Origin of the sequence: Microcoleus sp. FACHB-831 (genome assembly GCF_014695585.1) — a bacterium.
Lineage (GTDB): Bacteria > Cyanobacteriota > Cyanobacteriia > Cyanobacteriales > FACHB-T130 > FACHB-831.
This window is the reverse complement of the sequence record NZ_JACJON010000058.1, coordinates 102280-122452: the sequence shown is the minus strand read 5'-3', so window position 1 is coordinate 122452 and position 20173 is coordinate 102280. Positions and strand designations below refer to the sequence as shown.

Below are 20173 nucleotides of genomic sequence, written 5' to 3'. Positions count from 1 at the left end.
ATGTAAAAATATTAACTGAAACTATGCCAGTAAAGAACAGACAAGGTTCATCCACAGACCAAATGAGTGAAGCGATCGCTACAGCAACTCAAATGGCTGCTTGTGCCGCTAAGTGGGGTTCTAATGTAGCAATGGTTACAGCAGAAGAGATTACAAATACTACCACTGCTGTCAGCAAGTCGGCGGTACCTGCGGCTGTGCAATTCGTGGAGCAGGGGACGGAAACGGTAGGCAGAATCGTTACTCCTATCGCTGAAAATCCGTTAATCAAATATGCTGCCAAAGTACCAGGCATTAATGTGTTAATGACTGCCCTCGGTCAGGTTGATGTCGAGAAGGCTCAGAATGAGGTAGACAAGCTGCGACAAGAATATCCTCTAGACAAACCTGAGCAACTGGCTAACCGAATAATGGTCGATACTGCCCTGAAAGCGGGGGGAATTGGATTAGCTACTAACTTTTTGCCTCCTTTAGCGCTTGCTTTGTTCGGGATCGAGCTAGCTGCGATCGCAGCACTGCAATCTGAGATGATTTATCGCATTGCTGCGGCATACGGATTTCCGCTAAAAGATCCCACACGCCGGGGCGAAGTCTTGGTAATTTTCGGTTTGTCTGTGGGAAGTTCTGGAGTCCTCAAAGGCGGGCTGAGTTTTGTGGAACTCATCCCTGTAATCGGTGCTGTGGTTGGAGCGTCGAGTAACGCTAGTTTGATTTACTCTCTAGGATATGTTGCCAGCCGCTTCTATGAAGCAAAGAGAAATTCTGCTGCAAGTAGCGTAGGCTCTAGCAGTTAATCTCAGCAGTAATGTTGTTGCTTCCTATCGTACTGGTTTCTCTGGCGTGAGGCGATCGCAACCATAGGGACAGGAAATGTCTTCTTGATAATGAGGGGAAGTTTTTTCAGCTTCCGAGATGGCATGATCGCAACTGGGACACATTTCATGAGTCCCTAGCGAATGCTGCCAGTGCAGAATAAAGCAACTGTCTCTCACTCTTCCGGGCAATAACCTTTGCTCTCACTAAGCCCCAACCCTTGTACTTGCAAAGGAGCCAACGAGCCAATATGTCACCATTTCTCCCTTCCCTTTGACTTTGATAGCTCCTCGTTTTTGGAACACATACTTATCCTTGAGTCGCTCATAGGTGGCTTCCGTCACCTGAATGCTTCCTGCTTGACCGGAAGACTCCATGCGCGAAGCAATATTAACGGCATCTCCCCACAAGTCATAGATAAATTTCTTCGTGCCAATGACTCCAGCGATGACAATGCCTGTATTAATGCCAATGCGAATTTGAACGTTCACACCTCCTTCGGTTCGCAAGCGCTCGATCGCAGCTTGCATTGCCAGTGCCATATCTGCGATCGCTTCGGCATGATCGGCTCTCGGAAGTGGTAGCCCAGCGGCTACCATGTAGGCATCGCCAATCGTCTTGATTTTTTCTAATCCCAACTGTTGAGCCAGTGCGTCGAAGGTGCAAAAAATCTGATTGAGTAAGTTAACCAGCTCAATCGGTTTTAAGCGAGCCGATAGGGGCGTAAACCCAACAAGATCGGCAAACATAATTGTCACCTCGTTGAATTGTTCAGCGATCGCAGCTGGATTTTGTTTGAGCTGCTTGGCGATTGCCTCTGGCAAAATATTGAGCAATAACTCTTCTGACTTTTGCGCGGAGTCCGCCAGTTGCTCTATGGCTTGTTCGAGTCGATCGGATTGTACTAAGATCGATTTCTCAAAAACATCAAGCAACTGCGTTAAAGTCACTACCTGGGATTTAAGCTGCGCTAGCTCCCGCTCAGTGTTTCTTGTGAATATTTGCCTAGAGGCTGGAGCAGATTCATCTTTTTGAGCGAAGACAGCTCCTCGATCGAAGGGCAGCAGTGCTGTCTTTACGTTCAGCGCCAGAGTGCTGAACATCTGAGCCGTGCTATGAGGAATCTGGACTTTCAAGAACATGATGATTGCAAACAGATTGCCCGAAGGCAATAGACCACCAAACCCCAATACAGACTTGATTCCGAATGGAATCACAAAGGAGTCTTGGGCGGGAATATAGGGGTTGCCAATCGCTTCAGGCACATAGAAAACGTTGTATTTCCTTTGCTCGATTTCTACTAAAAGATTCGGGTCAGGGTTGATAACTGTTTTTATATCTAAGCCAAGCTGTCTGATGAGTTGTGAGATCATCGGCATCTGAGCAACTACAGATTCGCTTGCCAGTGGAATAGCCTTGTGTCCAACGGATGTGTGTCTTGAGTTCCATTCCGTTTGTTCTCCTACCGTTGCCAGTGGAGTCATGCACTTCATGGCAGGCAAAGGGGGATAGTCGCCCAACATACTACGGGCATACTCGGCAAGTTCGGCTTCTAAGTCTTCATAAGGGTGAGTTTTGAACAAACGGACGAGGGCGCAAGATTTCTCACCAGTTGACTTAGTACAGAAATTTTCGTAAAGATACCTAACAATTCTGTTACTCGCCTCTTCCATACTTTCAGCCCCCAAGCCGAACTGGCGTAGAGCCAACCCGCACTCCACCATGTCCCTTAAAGTGAATCTCGTCAAGTCGTACATCTGACTTCCTCGTCGATTTGGAAATTGGGGTGCTGTTGAATACCGCTCTTGTGTCAAACTGGGCGATCGCAACAGTAGGGACAAGAAACATTCTCTTGATAATGAGGTGAAGTTTTATCGGCTTCGGAGATAGGATGCCCGCAACTAGGGCACATTTCATGAGTTCCTATCTCCAAACCCTCACGTAAAGCGACACGTTGATCAAAGACAAAACATTCCCCTTCCCACAGACTTTCTTCTGGTGGAATTTCCTCTAAATACTTGAGAATGCCGCCCTTGAGGTGATAGACCTCTTGGAACCCTTGAGCCATCATGAATGATGTCGCTTTTTCGCAGCGAATGCCGCCAGTGCAGAATAAAGCAACTTTTTTATGTTTGCTCGGATTGAGGTCGCTGCGAACATAGTCGGGAAATTGGCGGAATGAGGCAGTTTTGGGATTTTGCGCTCCTTTAAAGCTACCAATAGACACCTCATAATCGTTGCGGGTGTCAATAATCGTTACTTCTGGATCTGAAATCAGCTCATTCCACTCCTTCGGACTGACATAGGTGCCGACGCGATCGCTTGGATCGATTTGGGGCAATCCCAAGGTGACAATTTCTTTCTTCAACCGCACCTTCATCCGATCAAATGGTGGAGAATCGGCATAAGACTCTTTATGCTCTAAGTCAACCAGACGGGGATCTGAACGTAAAAACGATAGCACCGAGTCAATTGCCTGACGCGATCCTGCAATCGTCCCGTTAATGCCTTCTGCTGCAAGCAATATCGTCCCTCTAATACCCTGTGCTTCGCAGTGCAATAACAAGGGATATCGCTTCTCGGCAAAGTCCGGCAACTTGACGAATTTATAGAAAGTTACAACAACTTGGCTCATTTTCCCCCTCCACCCGAAGGAGTAGAAATATTTTCCTCTAGTTTCCCATCTAACCTAACAAAGGAAGCTTTACGATGGCTTGCGTCTAGATATTTTTTCCTTTACCCCCTTTACTCATCCAAAGATATGAGCTACTATAACAAAAGTGGGTTTAGTTCCTACTGAAATTTCGGGGGTTTAGCTCAGTTGGTAGAGCGCCTGCTTTGCAAGCAGGATGTCAGCGGTTCGAGTCCGCTAACCTCCATTTCGCACTCTCTCAAGCATGGAGTTCTGAGGTGCCGGAAGCGATCGCTTCTAATTTTTCCGCATCCAACACTGTAATCTTACCACCGCGACTGTAAGTCACAACCGACTTCAAACTCTTGAACATTCGCACGCACTCCTCGTAAGTGATGCCAATACTCCGCGCTATTTGATAATAGGAAAGCTTCACCTTCAAAGATGCGCCAGTGGGGGTTGATTCAGTTCCTTGAGATGCAAAATACTGAATAAACCGCGCTAAGCGTACAATTGCCCTTTCAGAAACCAATCCATGCACTGTGTCATGGAGTTGTTGCAATCGAGAATTGAAAACCATCAGCATTCGCAAGGAAATTTCTGGGGTTTGCCTAATTGCCTCTAAGAGGGCATCTCGTTGTACTGTAAGAATTATTGAATCACGCTCAGCTGTTACCATCGCCGGAGAAATTCCATCACCCAATAAGGCAGGTGCAGCGAAAATTTCCCCCGGTGGTAGGGTACGCAGAATCGTTTCTTTGCCTGTTGTTGCAGTTTTGGTGATTTGCAAAGAGCCACCCAGCAGGGCGTATAGTTTAGGAGGTAAGCGATCGCCTTCATGTAAGACTATCTCCCCTTTGCTATATTTCTGTACTTGGGTGTAAGGTTGTAAATGTTCTAATTCCGCAGGAGTTAGATCCACAAAAACCCGAATCTCAGAAAGTTGCTCAACTGTTGCCTGCATTATCTCTTAGTGTTACATTTAGCGGGCTAGGAAAATGTTACCAATTTGTGTCATATCCACATTTCCCCCAGTGATGATGACACCAATCTTTGCATCTGTAACAACTCCTGAAAGTAAAGCAGCTGCTGCTAAAGCGCCTGTGGGTTCTACGACAATCTTTAGGCGGAGCCACAAGAAAAACATGGTGCTGCGGATGGCTTCTTCAGAAACTGTCACCATATCATCAACATAATGCAACACCAGCGGAAAGGTAATTTTCCCTAAACAGGGGGTGCGTGCGCCATCGGCGATGGTGTCAGGATTGGTAACAGTATGCAGCGTTTTGGTGTGAAACGATCGCGTAGCATCGTCGGCGCGTTCGGGTTCTACGCCGATGACTCGACAATTGGGTGAAAAAGCTTTGGTAGCGATCGCGCAGCCGGATAATAAACCACCGCCACCGCAACAAACTAGCACTAAGTCTAATTTTCCAACTTCCTCAATCAGTTCTAAAGCTGTTGTACCTTGTCCTGCTACCACATGAGGATGATCGTAGGGGGGAATTAGGGTGAGATGGCGATCGCTGACCATATCTTTCGCCAAAGCTTCCCGCGTCGTTTCCTGACGATTGTACAAAATTACTTCAGCACCATAACCGCGAGTTGCGGCTTGCTTCACTGCTGGTGCATCATCAGGCATGATGATGGTAGTGCGAATGCCTAGCAGTTGTCCAGCAAGCGCGATCGCTTGGGCATGATTTCCCGATGAATACGTCAAAACGCCGCTTTGCTTTTGTGCTTTTGATAACTGCGCCATTGCATTGTACGCACCCCGAAACTTAAACGAACCTGTGCGTTGAAAATTCTCGCACTTGAAGAACACCTGGGAGTTTGTGCGCTGATTGACAGTTTTTGAGGTCAACACAGGTGTACGGTGGGCAATACCGCTAAGGCGCACCGCAGCAGCTTCCACGTCGGCGATGGTAACGGATAATACCATTTTGGATTTTGGATTGGTAATTGGGGGTTCCTTGTCAGCCAAGGATGCGATCGCGATCGCATCCTTGGTTGGCATTCCTGAGTAAAAATTATAAACTTACTCTAAGTAGAGATTTTTTCTTTTATCTTTTCCCGTAAGCTTACCAAATGTAAGCCAAAAATATCTAATTTTCTACTGCTTTTTTGTGCAGACAAAAGCTGTAAGTTTTTTTTATTTAGCAGCAAACACAAAAATTAGTTAAAATCCACTACATTTTTTAATCTTATCTCCCCTCTCAACAAACTGAAGACACCCGAACAGGGCATTTTAATCTTTACTGTTATGCAACTCCACAACCAGCCCAATTGTTCTTTAGTTTTAGAACAAGCAATTGACCGTCACTTGTTAACTGTTGCTCGTGACAACCCTCTACCAGAAGTCATAGCTAGTCTTCAGTCTGGAGATTCGAGCAGGTGTGCTTTAGTGATGGAGGAATCCCGGTTAGTTGGGTTGTTTAGCGAGCATAGTATTATACCCCTTAACCTAGCACAAAGTTCTTTAGAAAATGTTAAAGTTGCTGATGTGATGACGGCACCCGTTATTACTCTAAATATATCAAATTTACCGGATATTTTTATATTATCTTCACTATTGCAACAACATCAAATTCACCATCTGCCTATAGTAGGCGAACGCGATCAAATATTGGGAGTAATCACCCCTCAAAGTATTTGCCGAGTGCTGGAAAAAGAAATTTCAAATCTTAATTCTACATTTGCCAATTTGAAATCTCCGAAAGGGGAAAATTTGAGCAGCGTCACCCAGGATAGCTCAAAAGGTAGCGATAAAATCGGGATTATAGCCCCAAACGCAAGCCGACACCAGCAATTAGAAGCAAGCTGGCAACAGGCAGAGGAAAAATTAGCAATTCCAGTAGAAACGCCTGCAAATGACCTAAAAAAACCTTATGAAACCCTATCAGTTAAAGTTGCCGAGGAGCAGGATAGTTTTAAGACTCTCTTAGCAAGAGAGAGACAGTATAAGTCGGTTGTTGACAACGTTAAAGAAGTATTTTTCCAGACAGATACAGCAGGTATATGGACATTTTTAAATCCTGCATGGACAGAAATTACTGGATTCAGCATCGAAGAAAGCATCGATACAAATTTTCTAAATTATATCCATCCTGAGGAGCGCCAACATAATATAGAGCTATTTCAACTATTGATTAATCGAGAGAAAGAATATTGCAAACATGAGATTAGGTACTTGACAAAAGATGGTGATTACAGATGGATTGAGGTTCATGTAAGTCTGACATTGGCTGACGACAATGCGATATTGGGTACTTCCGGTAGGCTGAACGATATCACGGAGCGCAAGCAAGCTGAATTTGCTTTGCAGGAAAGCGAACTACGGTTCCGCTCCTTAGTTTCCAATATTCCCGGCGTAGTTTATCGCTCTGGCTGCGATTCGGACTGGACAATGGAGTTTATCAGCGATGCGATCGCAGAAATTTCTGGCTATCCACCTAGTGACTTTATTCACAACAAAATTCGCACTTTCGCTAGTATTATTCATCCCGAAGACACAGCCAATTGTGAAAATTTAGTTTTGAAAGCCGTGAAAGAGGGACAACTGTTTCTCGCTGAATATCGGATTATTCGAGCAGATGGCAGCATCAGATGGGTCTATGATAGAGGTCAAGGATTCTTTGGTGATGATGGGAGCGTACTTTGGCTCGACGGGGCAATCTTTGATATCACTGAACGCAAGCGAGCCGAAGCAGAATTAGAAAAGTCAAATCAGCGGACTATTAAAATTTTAGAAAGTATCACAGATGCTTTTTTTGCCCTCGATAAATCGTGGTGCTTCACTTACTTAAACTCAAAAGCCGAGCAGTACTTATTAAAAACCAGAGACGAATTAATTGGCAAATGTATCTGGGACGAGTTGCCAGAGGTAGCTAATTCTAGCTTAATAAAGCAATATCACAAAGCTGTATCCGAAAATATTACAATTCATTTTGAGACATTTTATGGGTCATCAAATACCTGGTATCAGTTACAAGTTTATCCTTATGAAGATGGCTTAAGCGTTTACTTCCACGACATTACTGAGCGTAAACAAGCAGAAGTTGCACTGCAAGAAAGTGAGGCGCGATATCGTGCAGTTGTTGAAGATCAAACGGAAATGATCTGTCGCTTTTTGCCTGACGGAACCCTAAGTTTCGTCAACGACGCTTACTGTCGTTTCTTCAACAAACAGCCCGAAGAGTTAGTCGGGCAAACTTTTGCTCCCTTTATGTTAGAAGAGAAGCAAGAATGGATAACACAGGAAATGGCTTTTCTTACCCCAGAAAAATCAGTACTGAGTTACGAACATCAGGTAGTAATGCCAAGCAAGGAGATTTGCATTCAGCAGTGGACAAACCGGGCAATATTTAACGAATTTGGTCAGTTTGTCGAATTCCAGGCAGTCGGTCGGGATATCACTCTACGCAAAGCCGCTGAGAAAGCACTGGCAAAGCGCGAACGCCACTGGGCAGCATTGGTTGCAATTGGGCGTCGGTTATTGGTTTCCAACAACAAAGAAAGCTGCTACAAACAGGTGTTGAAAACGCTGGGGGCGGTTTCGCGTGCCAGCCGGATTTACGTGTTCGAGAACCACACAGATGAATCGGGTTGTCTGCGGATGAGTCAGCGTGCCGAGTGGTGCGCCGAGGGTGTCAACCCCGAAATTGACAATCCTTTGCTGCAAAACCTCTCTTATAATGACTATTTTCCTCGCTGGGCTAACCTATTGGCGCGGGGGAAAATCGTTTCTGGGGTAGTGGCGAAATTTCCAGAGTCAGAGCGTCAGATTTTAGAACCGCAGGGGATTCTTTCGATTTTAGTTTTGCCTATGATTGTTAATGATAAGTTGTTTGGCTTTATTGGCTTTGATAATTGCCATGAAGCTCGCTCCTGGGCTTCATCAGATGTGGATATTCTCCGAGCGGCAGCAACGGCAATATCTATGTACCAACAACGCACACTTGCGGAGTTGGCGCTGCGAGAGAGTGAGGAACGGTTCCGCCAGCTGGCAGAAAATATTGATGAAGTGTTCTGGATGACTAACCCTGATAACAGCCAGGTTATCTACATCAGCCCCGCATTCGAGAAAATATGGGGTCGCACCTGCGAGAGTTTGTATCAGGAACCTAAATCTTGGGTGGAATCAATCCATCCAGAGGATCGCGATCGCATCCTTGCTCTCATTCGTAACAATCCCCAAGGGACTTTAAACGAAGAATATCGAATTGTGCGCCCCGATGGTTCGGTTCGCTGGATCTGGGATCGCGCCTTTCCCGTCCGGAACGCCGCCGGAGAAATCTGCCGCATCACCGGGCTTGCAGAAGATATCACCGAACGCAAGTCGGCACAGCAGACTCTTTTACGCATCAGCGCCGCTGTGGAAAAATCTAGCGATGCTATTGGGATATCTGGTGTAAATGCTGAACCCATCTATATTAATGAAGCTTTTCGCAACTTATTCGGCTACGCATTGGATGAATTGGACACCTCTGGAGGTCTAGCGCTACTGTTCACCCAAAAAGCAGTTAACCAAGAGGTGTTCGCCACCGTCAGGAGCGGCAAATCTTGGAGAGGTGAAGTAGAGATGCGATCGCGTAGCGGCTGCATCATCCAAATTTCCCTCCGTACAGATGCCATCAAAGATACTTCCGGTCAAGTTGTTGGGTCAATTGCCATCTTTACTGACATCACCGAACGCCTGCAAGCCGAGCAAGCACTACGAGAGAGTGAGGAGAAGTATCGCAATCTTGTCGAACAAACCAACGATTGGGTATGGGAAATTGATAGCAATGGTGTCTTTACCTACGTCAGCCCAAAAGCCTCTGAAATTGCAGGCTATCAAGTTGGGGAAATTCTTGGTAAGACTACTTTCAATTTTATGTTGCCGGATGAGGCAAACCGATTTCAATCAGTTCTCAACTACTATGTTTCTGCACAGCAACCCTTCTCCAACCTAGAAAAAACTGTAATTCACAAAAACGGTCACTCAATTGTTTTAGAAAGCAGCGGTTCGCCTGTTTTTGAATGCCAAGGTGTACTGCAAGGTTATCGCGGCATAAGTCGCGACATCACTGAGCGCAAAAAAGCCGACTCAGAAATCCGTTCATCACTGGAAAAAGAAAAAGAACTCAACGAACTAAAATCTCGCTTCGTCTCAATGGTTTCCCATGAGTTCCGTACTCCCCTAAGCACTATTTTGCTTTATACCGAATTGTTAGAACACTATCACCATAAGTGGGATGAGGAGCAAAAACGCCAGTATTTTCTCCGCATTCAAACTGCTATCAAAAATATGACTAATCTGCTAAATGATGTTTTAATCATCGGGAAAGCCGAAATTGGAAAACTACAATTTAGTCCAACGTTTCTAAATATAGATGTTTTCTGCCGCGACTTAGTGAGCGAAATGCAACTTACAGCAGGTAGCCAACAGACTATTATGTTGCAAAGCTCTAGCTGCTTTCAACAAGTTTATGTAGATGAACAACTTTTGCGGCAAATTTTTACAAACTTACTTTCAAATGCTATGAAATATTCTCCCCAAGGAGGTGTAATTAATTTTTCCTATTATTTTCAAAATGAAAAATTAGTTTTTGAAGTCCAAGATGAGGGCATCGGTATTCCCATAGAAGACCAACAACATTTATTTGAAAGCTTCCATCGGGCTACTAATGTAGGTACTATTCCCGGCACTGGATTGGGGCTGGCGATAGTTAAAGAATGTGTTAAATTACACCAAGGAGAAATTAGCGTAAACAGTCAATTAGGGCTAGGAACGAAGTTTGTAGTCAAGTTGCCATATCAATAAAAACTTAACAGGGTCAGGGAGAAACCGGCAAAAATGAACAAGATTTTAGTTATTGAAGATGAAGAACCAGTTTTAGCTGGAATGAGCGCCCTTCTAATAGCTGAGAATTTCGATGTGATAGGCGCAGAAAATGGTAAAGTCGGGGTAAAATTGGCAATAAAAAACCAACCGGACTTAATTATTTGTGATGTCACAATGCCGGAACTGGATGGATACGGTGTATTGAGAGAACTGCGTCAAAATCCAGCCACGGCTATGATTCCTTTTATTTTTCTAACTGCCAAATCTACCAAATCCGATCTACGTCAGGGTATGGAACTGGGGGCTGATGATTATCTTACAAAACCGTTTACCAGAGATGAATTATTGGGCGCGATCGCTGCTAGATTCAAAAAACAAACAGTAATGTTTGAACATTACTCAACTGAATTACAACATACAGAAGAAAAAGTCAATCACCTGGTATATTATAATAACTTGACCGGCCTGCCCAATCGCTTGTCACTACAAGAACAGTTCTATCAAGTGATTGCTCATATAGACAAGTTACCAAGCCAATCTTCTATTAGTATTCTATCTATTAGTTTAGATAGATTTAGCCGCGTCAACGACGTTCTAGGCTATACACTAGGCGACTTGCTATTTAAGTCTGTGGCCGAACGCCTGACAATGTGTGTTAGTAGCGGCGACTTTGTTGCTCACTTGCAAGCCGATATATTTGCAATTATTCTTCTAACTGATGACAAAACCAAATCAGATGTTGGCGTTATCCACGACATTTTAAATACAATTTCTCAACCTTTTATGCTGGAGGGTCACGAAGTGTTTATCACCGCCAGCATTGGCATCTCGCGCTATCCGTCGGATGGTGGTGACATTGACACTTTAATTAAAAATGCTTCTCTAGCAACATTCGGGGCTAAAAAGCAAGGGGGGAATACTTATCAGTTTTACACATCAGATATGCAGGCTGATTCTGTCGATCAATTGGCCCTAGAATCTAGCTTGCGCCGTGCCTTAGAACGAGAAGAATTTCAGGTATACTATCAGCCGCAAGTCGAATTAAAAACCGGAAATATTGTTGGGGTAGAAGCGTTAATACGTTGGCAACATCCAGAATTAGGGCTAATTTCTCCGGCAACATTTATACCATTGGCAGAAGAAACAGGCTTGATTATGCCCATTGGCGAATGGGTTTTAAAAACTGCTTGCGCTCAAACTAAAGCATGGCAAACCGCTGGTTTTTCTTCTTTACGAGTGGCAGTTAATTTGTCATGCAGACAATTCAATCAAGCAAACTTGGGTGAGAGTATAGTCGAAATCTTAAATAACACAGGTCTGGCTCCGCAATTTTTGGAATTAGAAATTACTGAAAGCGTATTAACCCAAAATGAATCAGCAGCTATCAAGACATTAAATAAGTTGAAGCTTTTAGGAATTGAAATATCTATTGATGATTTCGGAACTGGATATTCTTCTTTAAGTTATCTCAAAAAATTTCCTTTTTCTACTCTAAAAATAGACCGGAGTTTCATCCGGAATATTAACACTGATGCTAGATGTAAAAACATCACTATGGCAATTATTCAAATGTCACAAAAATTGAATTTAAAAGTGATTGCTGAGGGAGTAGAAGCGGCAGAAGAAGTATTTTTTCTTTGCCAACATAATTGTGATGAAGTCCAAGGATATTTGTTTTGTCGCCCTGTACCACCGGAAGAATTGGAAAAACTACTGTGGAAAGGTAAGAGACTGCCGATTCCTATTTTAATTTAAGGAGATTCCTAATAGCAATTAGCTATTAGGAATTAGCAATAACAACTTTATTTCGTCCGTGTCGTTTGGCTTCGTAGAGTGCTTTGTCTGCGGCTTCATTGAGTTGCGTCGCATCAACCACGCTGGGAAAAACAGCAACACCACAGCTAAAAGTGACGGAAAATTCAGCACCTTCAGACTGTTGCCGAACTTTGGCAAAGCCTTCCCGGATGCGATTGAGCACCTTGACTGCTGTTAGACCATCTGTATGCGGCAAGATGATAGCAAATTCTTCACCGCCGTAACGACCAGTAATGTCAGTTTTACGCAAACGCTGCTGCAATAGACGGGAGAGACTTTTCAAAACGCGATCGCCTGTCAAATGCCCATAGGTATCATTAACTGACTTAAAATCATCAATATCAATCATGGCAAAGGCGACTGTGGTATTTTCCCGGCTAGCCCGTTGCACTTCAATACTTAATTGCTCTTTGATAGTCGTATGATTAAGTAGCCCCGTCAAACTATCGCGCACCATCACAGAACGTAAAAGACGCGATCGCTGCACTCGCGGCATCACCGACGCCACCAGATGGTGTGGCAAAATCGGCTTAGTCAAAAAATCGTCCCCGCCTAGCTGAATCGCCGTCAGCTGCTTATTAAAATCAGTCTCTACCGAGAGAAACACAATCGGAATCCCCATATAAGCAGGTTGCTGACGGATCACCGATGCCAATTCCAAGCCATCGCAACCCGGCATATACATATCCATCAAAATCAAATCCGGTCTAAACTCAATCAAAGGCTGCATCACCTGCAAAGGATCAGCGATCGCTACCGTCATCATCCCCGCCTGCTCTAAAGTTAAGCTATAGAAAGTAGCCAAAGACGCATCATCGTCAACAATTAAAATTCGATACGGTTCTGGGGTTTGCGGTGCCGTCAGCGAATCCAAAGCATCAATCAACTCGCCGATATTAATTGGCTTAGGGAAATATGCCTTCCCACCTGCCCTCACCGCCTGCAAACGCGCCGTCAGATCGTTTCTGCAAGAGATAAATACAACTGGCAAAGGTTGTTCGCGCCCTTTCTGGATTTGGGTGATAGTTTTCGGGCCTGCCAAATTGTCTTCAGGGAACACCACATCCATGATGACTGCTGCTGGAGGTGTTTGAGCGATCGCGTCCTGAAGTTCAACAAACTCGTTAAAGGCGCGAACATCATAACCAAAACAACCAATTTGCAACACTAAATCCTGTGACAAAAGCGGATCGTCTTCAACCAGAAAAATCAGCCGATTGTCTGACTCCGGTAGGGGAGGAAGTGTCAGCGGCAGGTTTACCGACAATTCTTGAGTGGACAGTAAACAAATTTCACTCGCCGCGTGTTTCAATACCCCTAGCAGCACCAAAATTTGTGCTTGCTGTTCCGAAGTTGGCAAATCCCCACATTCCAGCATCGCTTTGAAAACAAGTTCCAATGTTCGGGCGGCATTGCCTAACGTTAGAAAGCCAAATGTAGCGCCCGATCCAGCCAGACGGTGTGTTAAGTTGTGCAGCGTTACCAAAAGTGAGGAAGCTTCGGAGAGGGGCAGAGGCGGTGAGGCGGTGATGGGGTGATGAGGTGAGAAGAGGAATTTAGTATTATCTTTTCCCACTCTCCCACTCTCCCCCTCCTCCACTGCGATACTCTTTTCCAAACTTGCAAGCAGCTGATTCCACATAGCTTCAATCTGCTCAACTCGACTTGGTAGTTGCTGCGTGTAAGCAATACGTAAGGCGTTTAGTTGTTCTTGTGGATTTTTCACAGAATTAAACATGGTACTGAGACCACAAGCGATTAAGAGTTGCAGAAAGAGTCATCGGGTCAAACGGCTTTGCAATTACATCCAAAACGCCGAGTTGTTTATAGGAAGCTACTTCGTGAGTTTGGACTTTGGCAGTCAAAAAAATCACAGGAGTAGTTAAAGTTTCTCTTAGTTCGCGTAGAGCCTTTAGCGTACTAATACCGTCCATACCCGGCATCATCACATCAAGCAGAATCAAATCTGGGGCAAAAGTTGGCGCGGCTTGAATTGCTTCACTGCCAGAACTACATATTTGCACAGTAAAACCGCCGACAGCCTGCAAACCCAAGCTGGCAACAGTTTGGATATCTGGGTCATCTTCCACAAACAAAATCCGGTTTAGAGGTGGGGTAGACAAAGCGTTTCTCTAAGTTGTACTTCCAAAAAAGAGTGTGCTGAAGAAAACAAATTAAAAATTTAAGAGTTTCTTAGCCATTTTTAATTTGCATTTCTAATCTGGCATTTTGTCAGCGTAACTGGCTACGGTTATTTAAGGGTATTTATCGAGTCACTGCGCCCAATTAAGGATTTGATGGTATCCAGCAGTTGCTGATTTGAGGTGCGGGATTTTACGAGTGCCGCAGCCACATGATTCGCGGCTTCAATACCAACTGTATTGGCAGAGAAAACCACTGCTGGAATCGGGACGCGAGCCTGATTGTTTAGGTAAGGTAGCAACTCCAGACCAGAACCATCAGGTAAACTTAGGTCTAGAATAACCAGGTCGTAAGTATTTGTCCGTAGCTTGTATTTTGCCTCCTGAAGATTCTTAGCTGAGTCAATTTCGGCTAGGGTCTGCAAAATTTTTGAGACGACTTGGGTTAAATCCGGATCGTCCTCTACATACAAAATTTGTAGCTGGGTGCCAGTTTGTTGTCGCACTGCTTGCCGGACTGCTGCCATCAATCGCTGTTGATCGATTGGTTTATCCAGCCAGTCTATCACCGCCAAGCCGCCGTTGAATTCCTGCCGCCCTTGCTGCGCCTTGGCAGAAACCACAACAATTGGCAGGCTGTGGGTGTTTTGCGCCTCCCGCAACTCGCGGATCAATGAAATACCGTCTTGACCGGGTAATGCCAGATCCACTGTCATTGCTGCATAGCGGTTTTGGCCCAGTAGCTGCTTGGCTTGTGCTGCACTATAAGCGATATCTGCGCTCAAACCCTCTTGCTTTAGCATTAGCCAGAGCAATTGGGCAATATCAGGGTCGTCTTCACACACTAAGATGCGGAGGCTGTCAGATGAGTTTGAGCTGGATACAATTGGCACAAGTGCATCCTGCCATTCTGGTAAGTCAAAATAGAAGGTGCTGCCGACATTGGTAGTGGTGGTAAAGCCAATTTGTCCGCCGAGTTTTTCGACAATCGCTTTGCAAATGCTCAAACCCAAGCCAGTTCCGCCCTTTTGACGGGTATCTGAGGAATCAGCTTGGGCAAACTTCTTAAAGATCCGGGAACGAAATTCTTCGGGGATGCCCGTACCTTGGTCGGTGATGGCAACGCGAATGAAGGAGGAAGAAGGCAGGAGGCAATAGGTAGGATAAATATTATCAGTTGCCAATAAGTCTGGACTTCTATCTTCTGGGTTTAAGCGGGAGACACAGACTTTGACTTGGCCATTGCGGGGAGAGAATTTGGCGGCGTTGGAGAGCAGGTTAGTGATCACCTGCATCAAGCGATCGCGATCTACATTCACCATAGCATCCGTTAGTTGCGGCTCCAACACCAACTGCACGCCAAACTGTTCGCTATAGCCACGATTCACGTCTATTGCCTGCTGCACTAATGGCATCAGATCCAGCGGCGTGAGATGGAAATCCATTTTACCGGATTCAATCTTTTCGATATCCAAAATGTCATTAATCAGCAGGATCAGACGTTCGCTATTTTTATAAGCAATGTCTACCAAGGCTTTTGCCTGTGGGGGAATTTCACCCGCCACGCCGCCACTAATTAAACTCAAAGAACCGCGAACTGAAGTCAGCGGCGTTCTCAATTCATGGCTAACAATTGAGACAAATTCGTTTTTCAATCGCTCTACCTCCTTGCGCTCAGTAATATCGCGCACAATTGCCAGCACTTCATCCGGTCCATTGACTACAACTCTAGCCTCATAAGTCTCAATCTTTTTGCCTTTGGGCATTTGATATTCAAACACTTGTGCTTTGTTGGTGGAAAGAGCGATCGCGCTATAGTGTAAAGCAGCTTGAGCTACACTCATGGGCAAAACATCATAAATATTTTTGCCAACAACAGCATCAGCACTCATCTCCATAGGATCGTTCTTAGCGGCTTTGAAATCTAGAAAAATGCCCTCTTTGTTCATGCGATACATCGCATCTGGAATAGCGTCTAGAAGGGCGCGAGTTTTCGCCTCGCTTTCGCGTAACACTTCGCTTTGGCGCAAGGCTTCCTCAGCGGCTTTGCGTTCAGTGATGTCCTTCATAAAGCAGTGATGTCCGATAAAACGCCGTTGCGAATCGTAAGCACAGATCATCACTAATTGCTTATAAAAAATAGAGCCGTCTTTACGCACACCCCTGGCTTCAGCTTCTACCTTGCCATCTTTGAGCATTTGTTCATAGGCAGCTATCATCTTTTCTACATCTTCAGGATGTACAGTTAAGGGCCATTCCATACCAATCATTTCTTCTGGTTGGTATCCAGCAGCGCTGGCGTAGGCTCGGTTGACAGCCAGGTAGCGCCCTTGGGTGTCTAGGCGCGAGATCCCTTCAACGGCATTTTCCAGGGCAGATCCTAAATCGCGTAATTCTGCCTCAGCAGCTTTGCGCTCAGTGATATCAAAAATCGCCCCATCAAGGCGAATTAATTCTCCTTCCTTATTAAGGATACCCTGACCTTTTTCATAAACCCATCTGACAGTTTCATCAGCTCGAATAACCCGATACTCGATAATGTAAGGCTGTTTTGCTGACACCCCTTCTAAAATAGTTTTCTCCACCATCGCCACGTCTTCGGGATAGATAATGCTGGCAAAGGTGCGTACTTGATTGTTAATAAAGTCACTAGCCGGGTAGTCAGAAATTCCTGCGATCGCATCACTGATAAACTCCATTGTCCAGTTAGCATCACAGGCGCAACGGTAAACAGCACCAGGAATATTAGCAACTAGGGTTCGGAATCTTTCTTCCCTTTCTTGTATAGATGCGTTTAACTGTATCTGTACTGTCTCGGCTTGTTTGCGCTCGTTGATATCGTGGAAATAAACTGATAAACCATCGGCATAGGGATAAGTTCGCACCTGATACCAGGTGTTTAATGGTGAATAAAATTCCTCAAACTCAACCGTGACTTGTTCGGTAGCAGCTTTGTGATACTGCGAGTAGAAGTTGGAGTTAACAGCCTCTGGAAATTCATCCCATATATTTTTGCCAATTAACTCATCCTTGGTTCTCAACAAAAGCTGCTCGGCTCGTGAATTTATGTAGGTGAACCGCCACTCCCGATCTAAGGAAAGAAAAGCATCGTTGATGCTTTCTAATATCTTGTTGATTTGCTGGTTAGACTTGTGCAAATCCTCTTCAGCTTGTTTGCGTCTTGTGATATCTCGGAAGTACCAAATTCTGCCATAATCATCTCCTTCTGGGGAAAGCACCGCGGATGAGTAACGGTCAAAAATGCGCTCATCATTTAAGGAAATTTCATCGCGGCTAGATTCAGTTGGATGAGCATATAAATACTCGACTTTGGCAATAAACTCTTGTGGCTGCACCAGGGTTGAGAGTACATAGCCTAGCAGTTGTCTGTCGTCCCCAGACTTCATCACTTCGTCGGGGATTTGCCACAATTCTTTGAAGCGACGATTGTACGAGGCGACTTTTCTGTTCTCGTCTATCACCAAAATGCCATCGAGTGCTGCTTCTTGCTGCGCCTTCAAAAGCGAATTAGTGCGTCGCAAGCTTTCTTGAGCTTGCTGGCGTTCGGTGATGTCGGTGGAGATACCGCAGACTGCATAAGGGACACCAGTAGCATCCTGTAGGGGAAACTTGACTGAAAGGTAGCTGTGTAAAACACCTTCGACAGGTGCGACTTCTTCCAACTCTATCGGAGTTCCAGATGCGATTACTTGCTGGTCGGTGGTATGAAAAGCGTCAGCTACTTCTTTGGGAAAAATTTCGTGGTTGGTTTTGCCAACTATCTGCTCTCGGTCGAGATGGAATAGGGTTTGGAATAGACGGTTGACCAAAATAAATCGTCCTTCCCTATCCTTGACGTAGATCATGGCGGTGGAGTTATCTAAAATTGCTTGTAGTCGCTCCTCGCTAACGCGCAATGCTGTTTCTGCGGATTGAGTACGGGCGAGTTCAGCTTGCAGCTGCTCGAAAAGGTTAGCTTGCTGAATAGCGATCGCTAGTTGTACGGAAAGCTGCTTGAGAAATTGTACTTCCCAGTTTTGCCATTGTCTGGTTCCATGACAGTGATGGACAATTAGCAGTCCCCATAATTTGGAGTTTGAAGGTTTAACAGTTGCAAGGTTGGAAGTAGAACCATTTTCCCACCTTCCCTGATGCCAACGAGAATCCCTGCTCAATGTGGCAACGCTTTCTTGGAAAATCGGCACTACCAGATTGGCTCTGACCTGAAACCGCTCTAGCAATTGAACATGAGCCTGCTCTAAACCCGCTATGTAAATATCTTCAATAGCTTGAATCTCACCTGTGAGGTACGGGGTGGCAAGAGGATCACTAAAATTGGATAAGCTGGTGCGATCGCATAACTGGTAATTTTCCTGAATATTGATGCCTAATGTTGATGAAACCCCGATACCCAGCGATTCCACAACTACAGTACCACTCCCATCTGGCTCAAAGCGGTAAATAGCTGCTCGGTCGGCATGGAGAGCTTGTCGAACTTCCGCTACAGTGGTGTTGAGGACATCTTCTAGTTTCAAAGATTGGCGAATTCGCTCTTGCATTGCTCCTAAAAGCAATTCCCGTTGCAAGAGTTGCCGTAAGGCTGCTTCAGCTTCCACCCGGTAGGTGATGTCTGTTTGGATACCAATAAAGTTTGTCAGTTTGCCTTGGGGATTGCGTACCGGGGAAATCCGGAGTTCGTTCCAGAAAAGGGTGCCATCTTTGCGATAATTCCGCAAGACTGCACTACACTCTCTGCCCTCAGCAATTGCCATTCTAAGTTGAGCGCTCGCTAGTTGATTTGTGTCTGTTCCCTGCAAGAAGCGGCAATTGATACCAATAACTTCAGCCGCAGCATATCCAGTCATCTGCTCAAAACGGGGATTGACATAAATAATCGGGTTGTCTGGCTGGATGGTGTCGCTGATCGCGATGCCATTGCTACTAGATGCGATCGCTCTCTCCAGCAACCGTAGGGATTCTTCTTGTTGTTTGCGCTCGGTGATGTCCTGCGTCACTTTCGAGAAGCCGCGCAGATTTCCCTCCCTGTCGTGCAAAGCTGTAATCACTACGTTTGCCCAAAACCGCGTACCATCCTTACGCACCCGCCAGCCTTCGTTTTCGCACCGACCAAGTTTTGCTGCTAGTTCTAAATTTTGCTCCGGCTTTCCCAGCTCAATCTCTTCAGGCGGGTAAAAGTAGGAAAAATGCTGTCCTACAATTTCTTCTAACTGATACCCTTTAATCCTTTCGGCTCCGGCGTTCCAGCTGACAACGTGTCCATTGGTATCCAGCTTAATAATTGCATAGTCTTTTACGCCTTCGACTAGCAACTGGAAGTTTTGCTCTCTCTGTCTGAGCGCCGATTTTGCCCATTTGCGCGAGCTGAGGATTTCTGTAAATATAATGATACCGCCGATTTCATCTGCACTTGTAGTCCACGGTTGGGCTTCCCACTTTACCCAGTCCCCAGTCCCATCCAAACGCCTGATAAATTCTTCATCACCCTTTTCGATGGTTAAGAGTTGGTCGTTCCAACTTTCAGGAACTTCCCTGAACGTCTCATAGAGCGATCGCTGGCTGATATCCCCGCTTAGTCTAAAATCTGTCCGCCAGCGATCGCTACAAAGCAGGTAACGCATTTCGTGGTCGAACATGGCGATCGCAGCAGGCGATCGCTGGATAAATTTTTGCAGTAGCTCTTGGTTATCTATGTGATTCATATATTAAAAGTGGATTGGTCGCTGTGAATTTAAACTCAAATTTAGCTATATCGTCCTACCTACTTAGGATGCCCAAATTTCCAGATTTAATTTTCACTGAGATAAATAAATACTCTTCCACCGAGAACTTTGCTCAAAGCTCTCTATCCTTTATGAATACTATTAAGCTGAAACTGTACTTCCTCCTTCCCTGCCCTGTCGAGCTATAGAACGTATATTTTATAAC

10 protein-coding genes and 1 tRNA gene are annotated in these 20173 nt (G+C 45.1%); 4 read left to right on the top strand and 7 right to left on the bottom strand.

Annotated elements, in window-relative coordinates:
• Nucleotides 1-23 precede the first annotated feature (23 nt).
• Nucleotides 24-794: an EcsC family protein gene (locus tag H6F77_RS16050; protein WP_190427821.1), complete on the top strand. Its 771-nt coding sequence runs from the start codon at nt 24-26 to the stop codon at nt 792-794.
• Between the two features lie 225 nt (nt 795-1019).
• Here H6F77_RS16050 and H6F77_RS27590 read toward each other — a convergent pair whose 3' ends face one another.
• Both H6F77_RS27590 and trhO read right to left on the bottom strand, forming a co-directional pair.
• Complete coding sequence (locus H6F77_RS27590; protein ID WP_242022186.1) at nt 1020-2654, bottom strand: adenylate/guanylate cyclase domain-containing protein; 1635 nt, start codon at nt 2652-2654, stop codon at nt 1020-1022.
• Nucleotides 2624-3448, bottom strand: coding sequence for an oxygen-dependent tRNA uridine(34) hydroxylase TrhO (trhO, locus tag H6F77_RS16035; RefSeq protein WP_190427825.1), 825 nt, complete (start codon nt 3446-3448; stop codon nt 2624-2626). The genes H6F77_RS27590 and trhO overlap by 31 nt, the downstream gene beginning before the upstream one ends.
• Before the next feature lie 171 nt (nt 3449-3619).
• Here trhO and H6F77_RS16030 point away from each other — a divergent pair.
• Nucleotides 3620-3692, top strand: a tRNA-Ala gene (locus H6F77_RS16030).
• Nucleotides 3693-3704: 12 nt separating this feature from the next.
• Here H6F77_RS16030 and H6F77_RS16025 read toward each other — a convergent pair.
• Both H6F77_RS16025 and H6F77_RS16020 read right to left on the bottom strand, forming a co-directional pair.
• Nucleotides 3705-4409 (bottom strand): Crp/Fnr family transcriptional regulator, encoded by a 705-nt coding sequence (locus tag H6F77_RS16025; RefSeq protein ID WP_190427827.1) that lies wholly within the window; start codon nt 4407-4409, stop codon nt 3705-3707.
• Between the two features lie 18 nt (nt 4410-4427).
• The gene (locus H6F77_RS16020) at nt 4428-5387 is read right to left on the bottom strand and encodes a threo-3-hydroxy-L-aspartate ammonia-lyase (protein WP_190428029.1); all 960 of its coding nucleotides are present in this window, start codon (nt 5385-5387) and stop codon (nt 4428-4430) included.
• A 321-nt stretch (nt 5388-5708) separates the two neighbouring features.
• Here H6F77_RS16020 and H6F77_RS16015 point away from each other — a divergent pair, with 321 nt between their 5' ends.
• Both H6F77_RS16015 and H6F77_RS16010 read left to right on the top strand, forming a co-directional pair.
• The gene (locus H6F77_RS16015; RefSeq protein WP_190427829.1) at nt 5709-10250 is read left to right on the top strand and encodes a PAS domain S-box protein; all 4542 of its coding nucleotides are present in this window, start codon (nt 5709-5711) and stop codon (nt 10248-10250) included.
• A gap of 33 nt (nt 10251-10283) precedes the next feature.
• Complete coding sequence (locus tag H6F77_RS16010; protein ID WP_190427831.1) at nt 10284-12026, top strand: EAL domain-containing response regulator; 1743 nt, start codon at nt 10284-10286, stop codon at nt 12024-12026.
• 25 nt (nt 12027-12051) lie between these two features.
• Here H6F77_RS16010 and H6F77_RS16005 read toward each other — a convergent pair whose 3' ends face one another.
• From H6F77_RS16005 to H6F77_RS15995, 3 genes are all read right to left on the bottom strand, one after another.
• Nucleotides 12052-13812 carry a GGDEF domain-containing response regulator gene (locus H6F77_RS16005; RefSeq protein WP_190427839.1) on the bottom strand — a complete coding sequence of 587 codons (1761 nt, stop codon included), beginning with the start codon at nt 13810-13812 and terminating at the stop codon, nt 12052-12054.
• 4 nt (nt 13813-13816) lie between these two features.
• A complete protein-coding gene (locus tag H6F77_RS16000) occupies nt 13817-14209 on the bottom strand; it encodes a response regulator (RefSeq protein ID WP_190427841.1) in 393 nt (130 codons plus the stop codon).
• Between the two features lie 128 nt (nt 14210-14337).
• Nucleotides 14338-19947, bottom strand: a complete 5610-nt coding sequence (locus tag H6F77_RS15995) for a PAS domain S-box protein (protein WP_190427843.1) — start codon at nt 19945-19947, stop codon at nt 14338-14340.
• Nucleotides 19948-20173: the final 226 nt, after the last annotated feature.

Coding starts and splice junctions, on each gene's coding strand:
- H6F77_RS16010 (WP_190427831.1), top strand. CDS start 10,284: ATGAACAAGATTTTAGTTATTGAAGATGAAGAACCAGTTTTAGCTGGA.
- H6F77_RS16015 (WP_190427829.1), top strand. CDS start 5,709: ATGCAACTCCACAACCAGCCCAATTGTTCTTTAGTTTTAGAACAAGCA.
- H6F77_RS15995 (WP_190427843.1), bottom strand. CDS start 19,947: ATGAATCACATAGATAACCAAGAGCTACTGCAAAAATTTATCCAGCGA.
- H6F77_RS16025 (WP_190427827.1), bottom strand. CDS start 4,409: ATGCAGGCAACAGTTGAGCAACTTTCTGAGATTCGGGTTTTTGTGGAT.
- H6F77_RS16050 (WP_190427821.1), top strand. CDS start 24: ATGCCAGTAAAGAACAGACAAGGTTCATCCACAGACCAAATGAGTGAA.
- H6F77_RS16020 (WP_190428029.1), bottom strand. CDS start 5,387: ATGGTATTATCCGTTACCATCGCCGACGTGGAAGCTGCTGCGGTGCGC.
- trhO (WP_190427825.1), bottom strand. CDS start 3,448: ATGAGCCAAGTTGTTGTAACTTTCTATAAATTCGTCAAGTTGCCGGAC.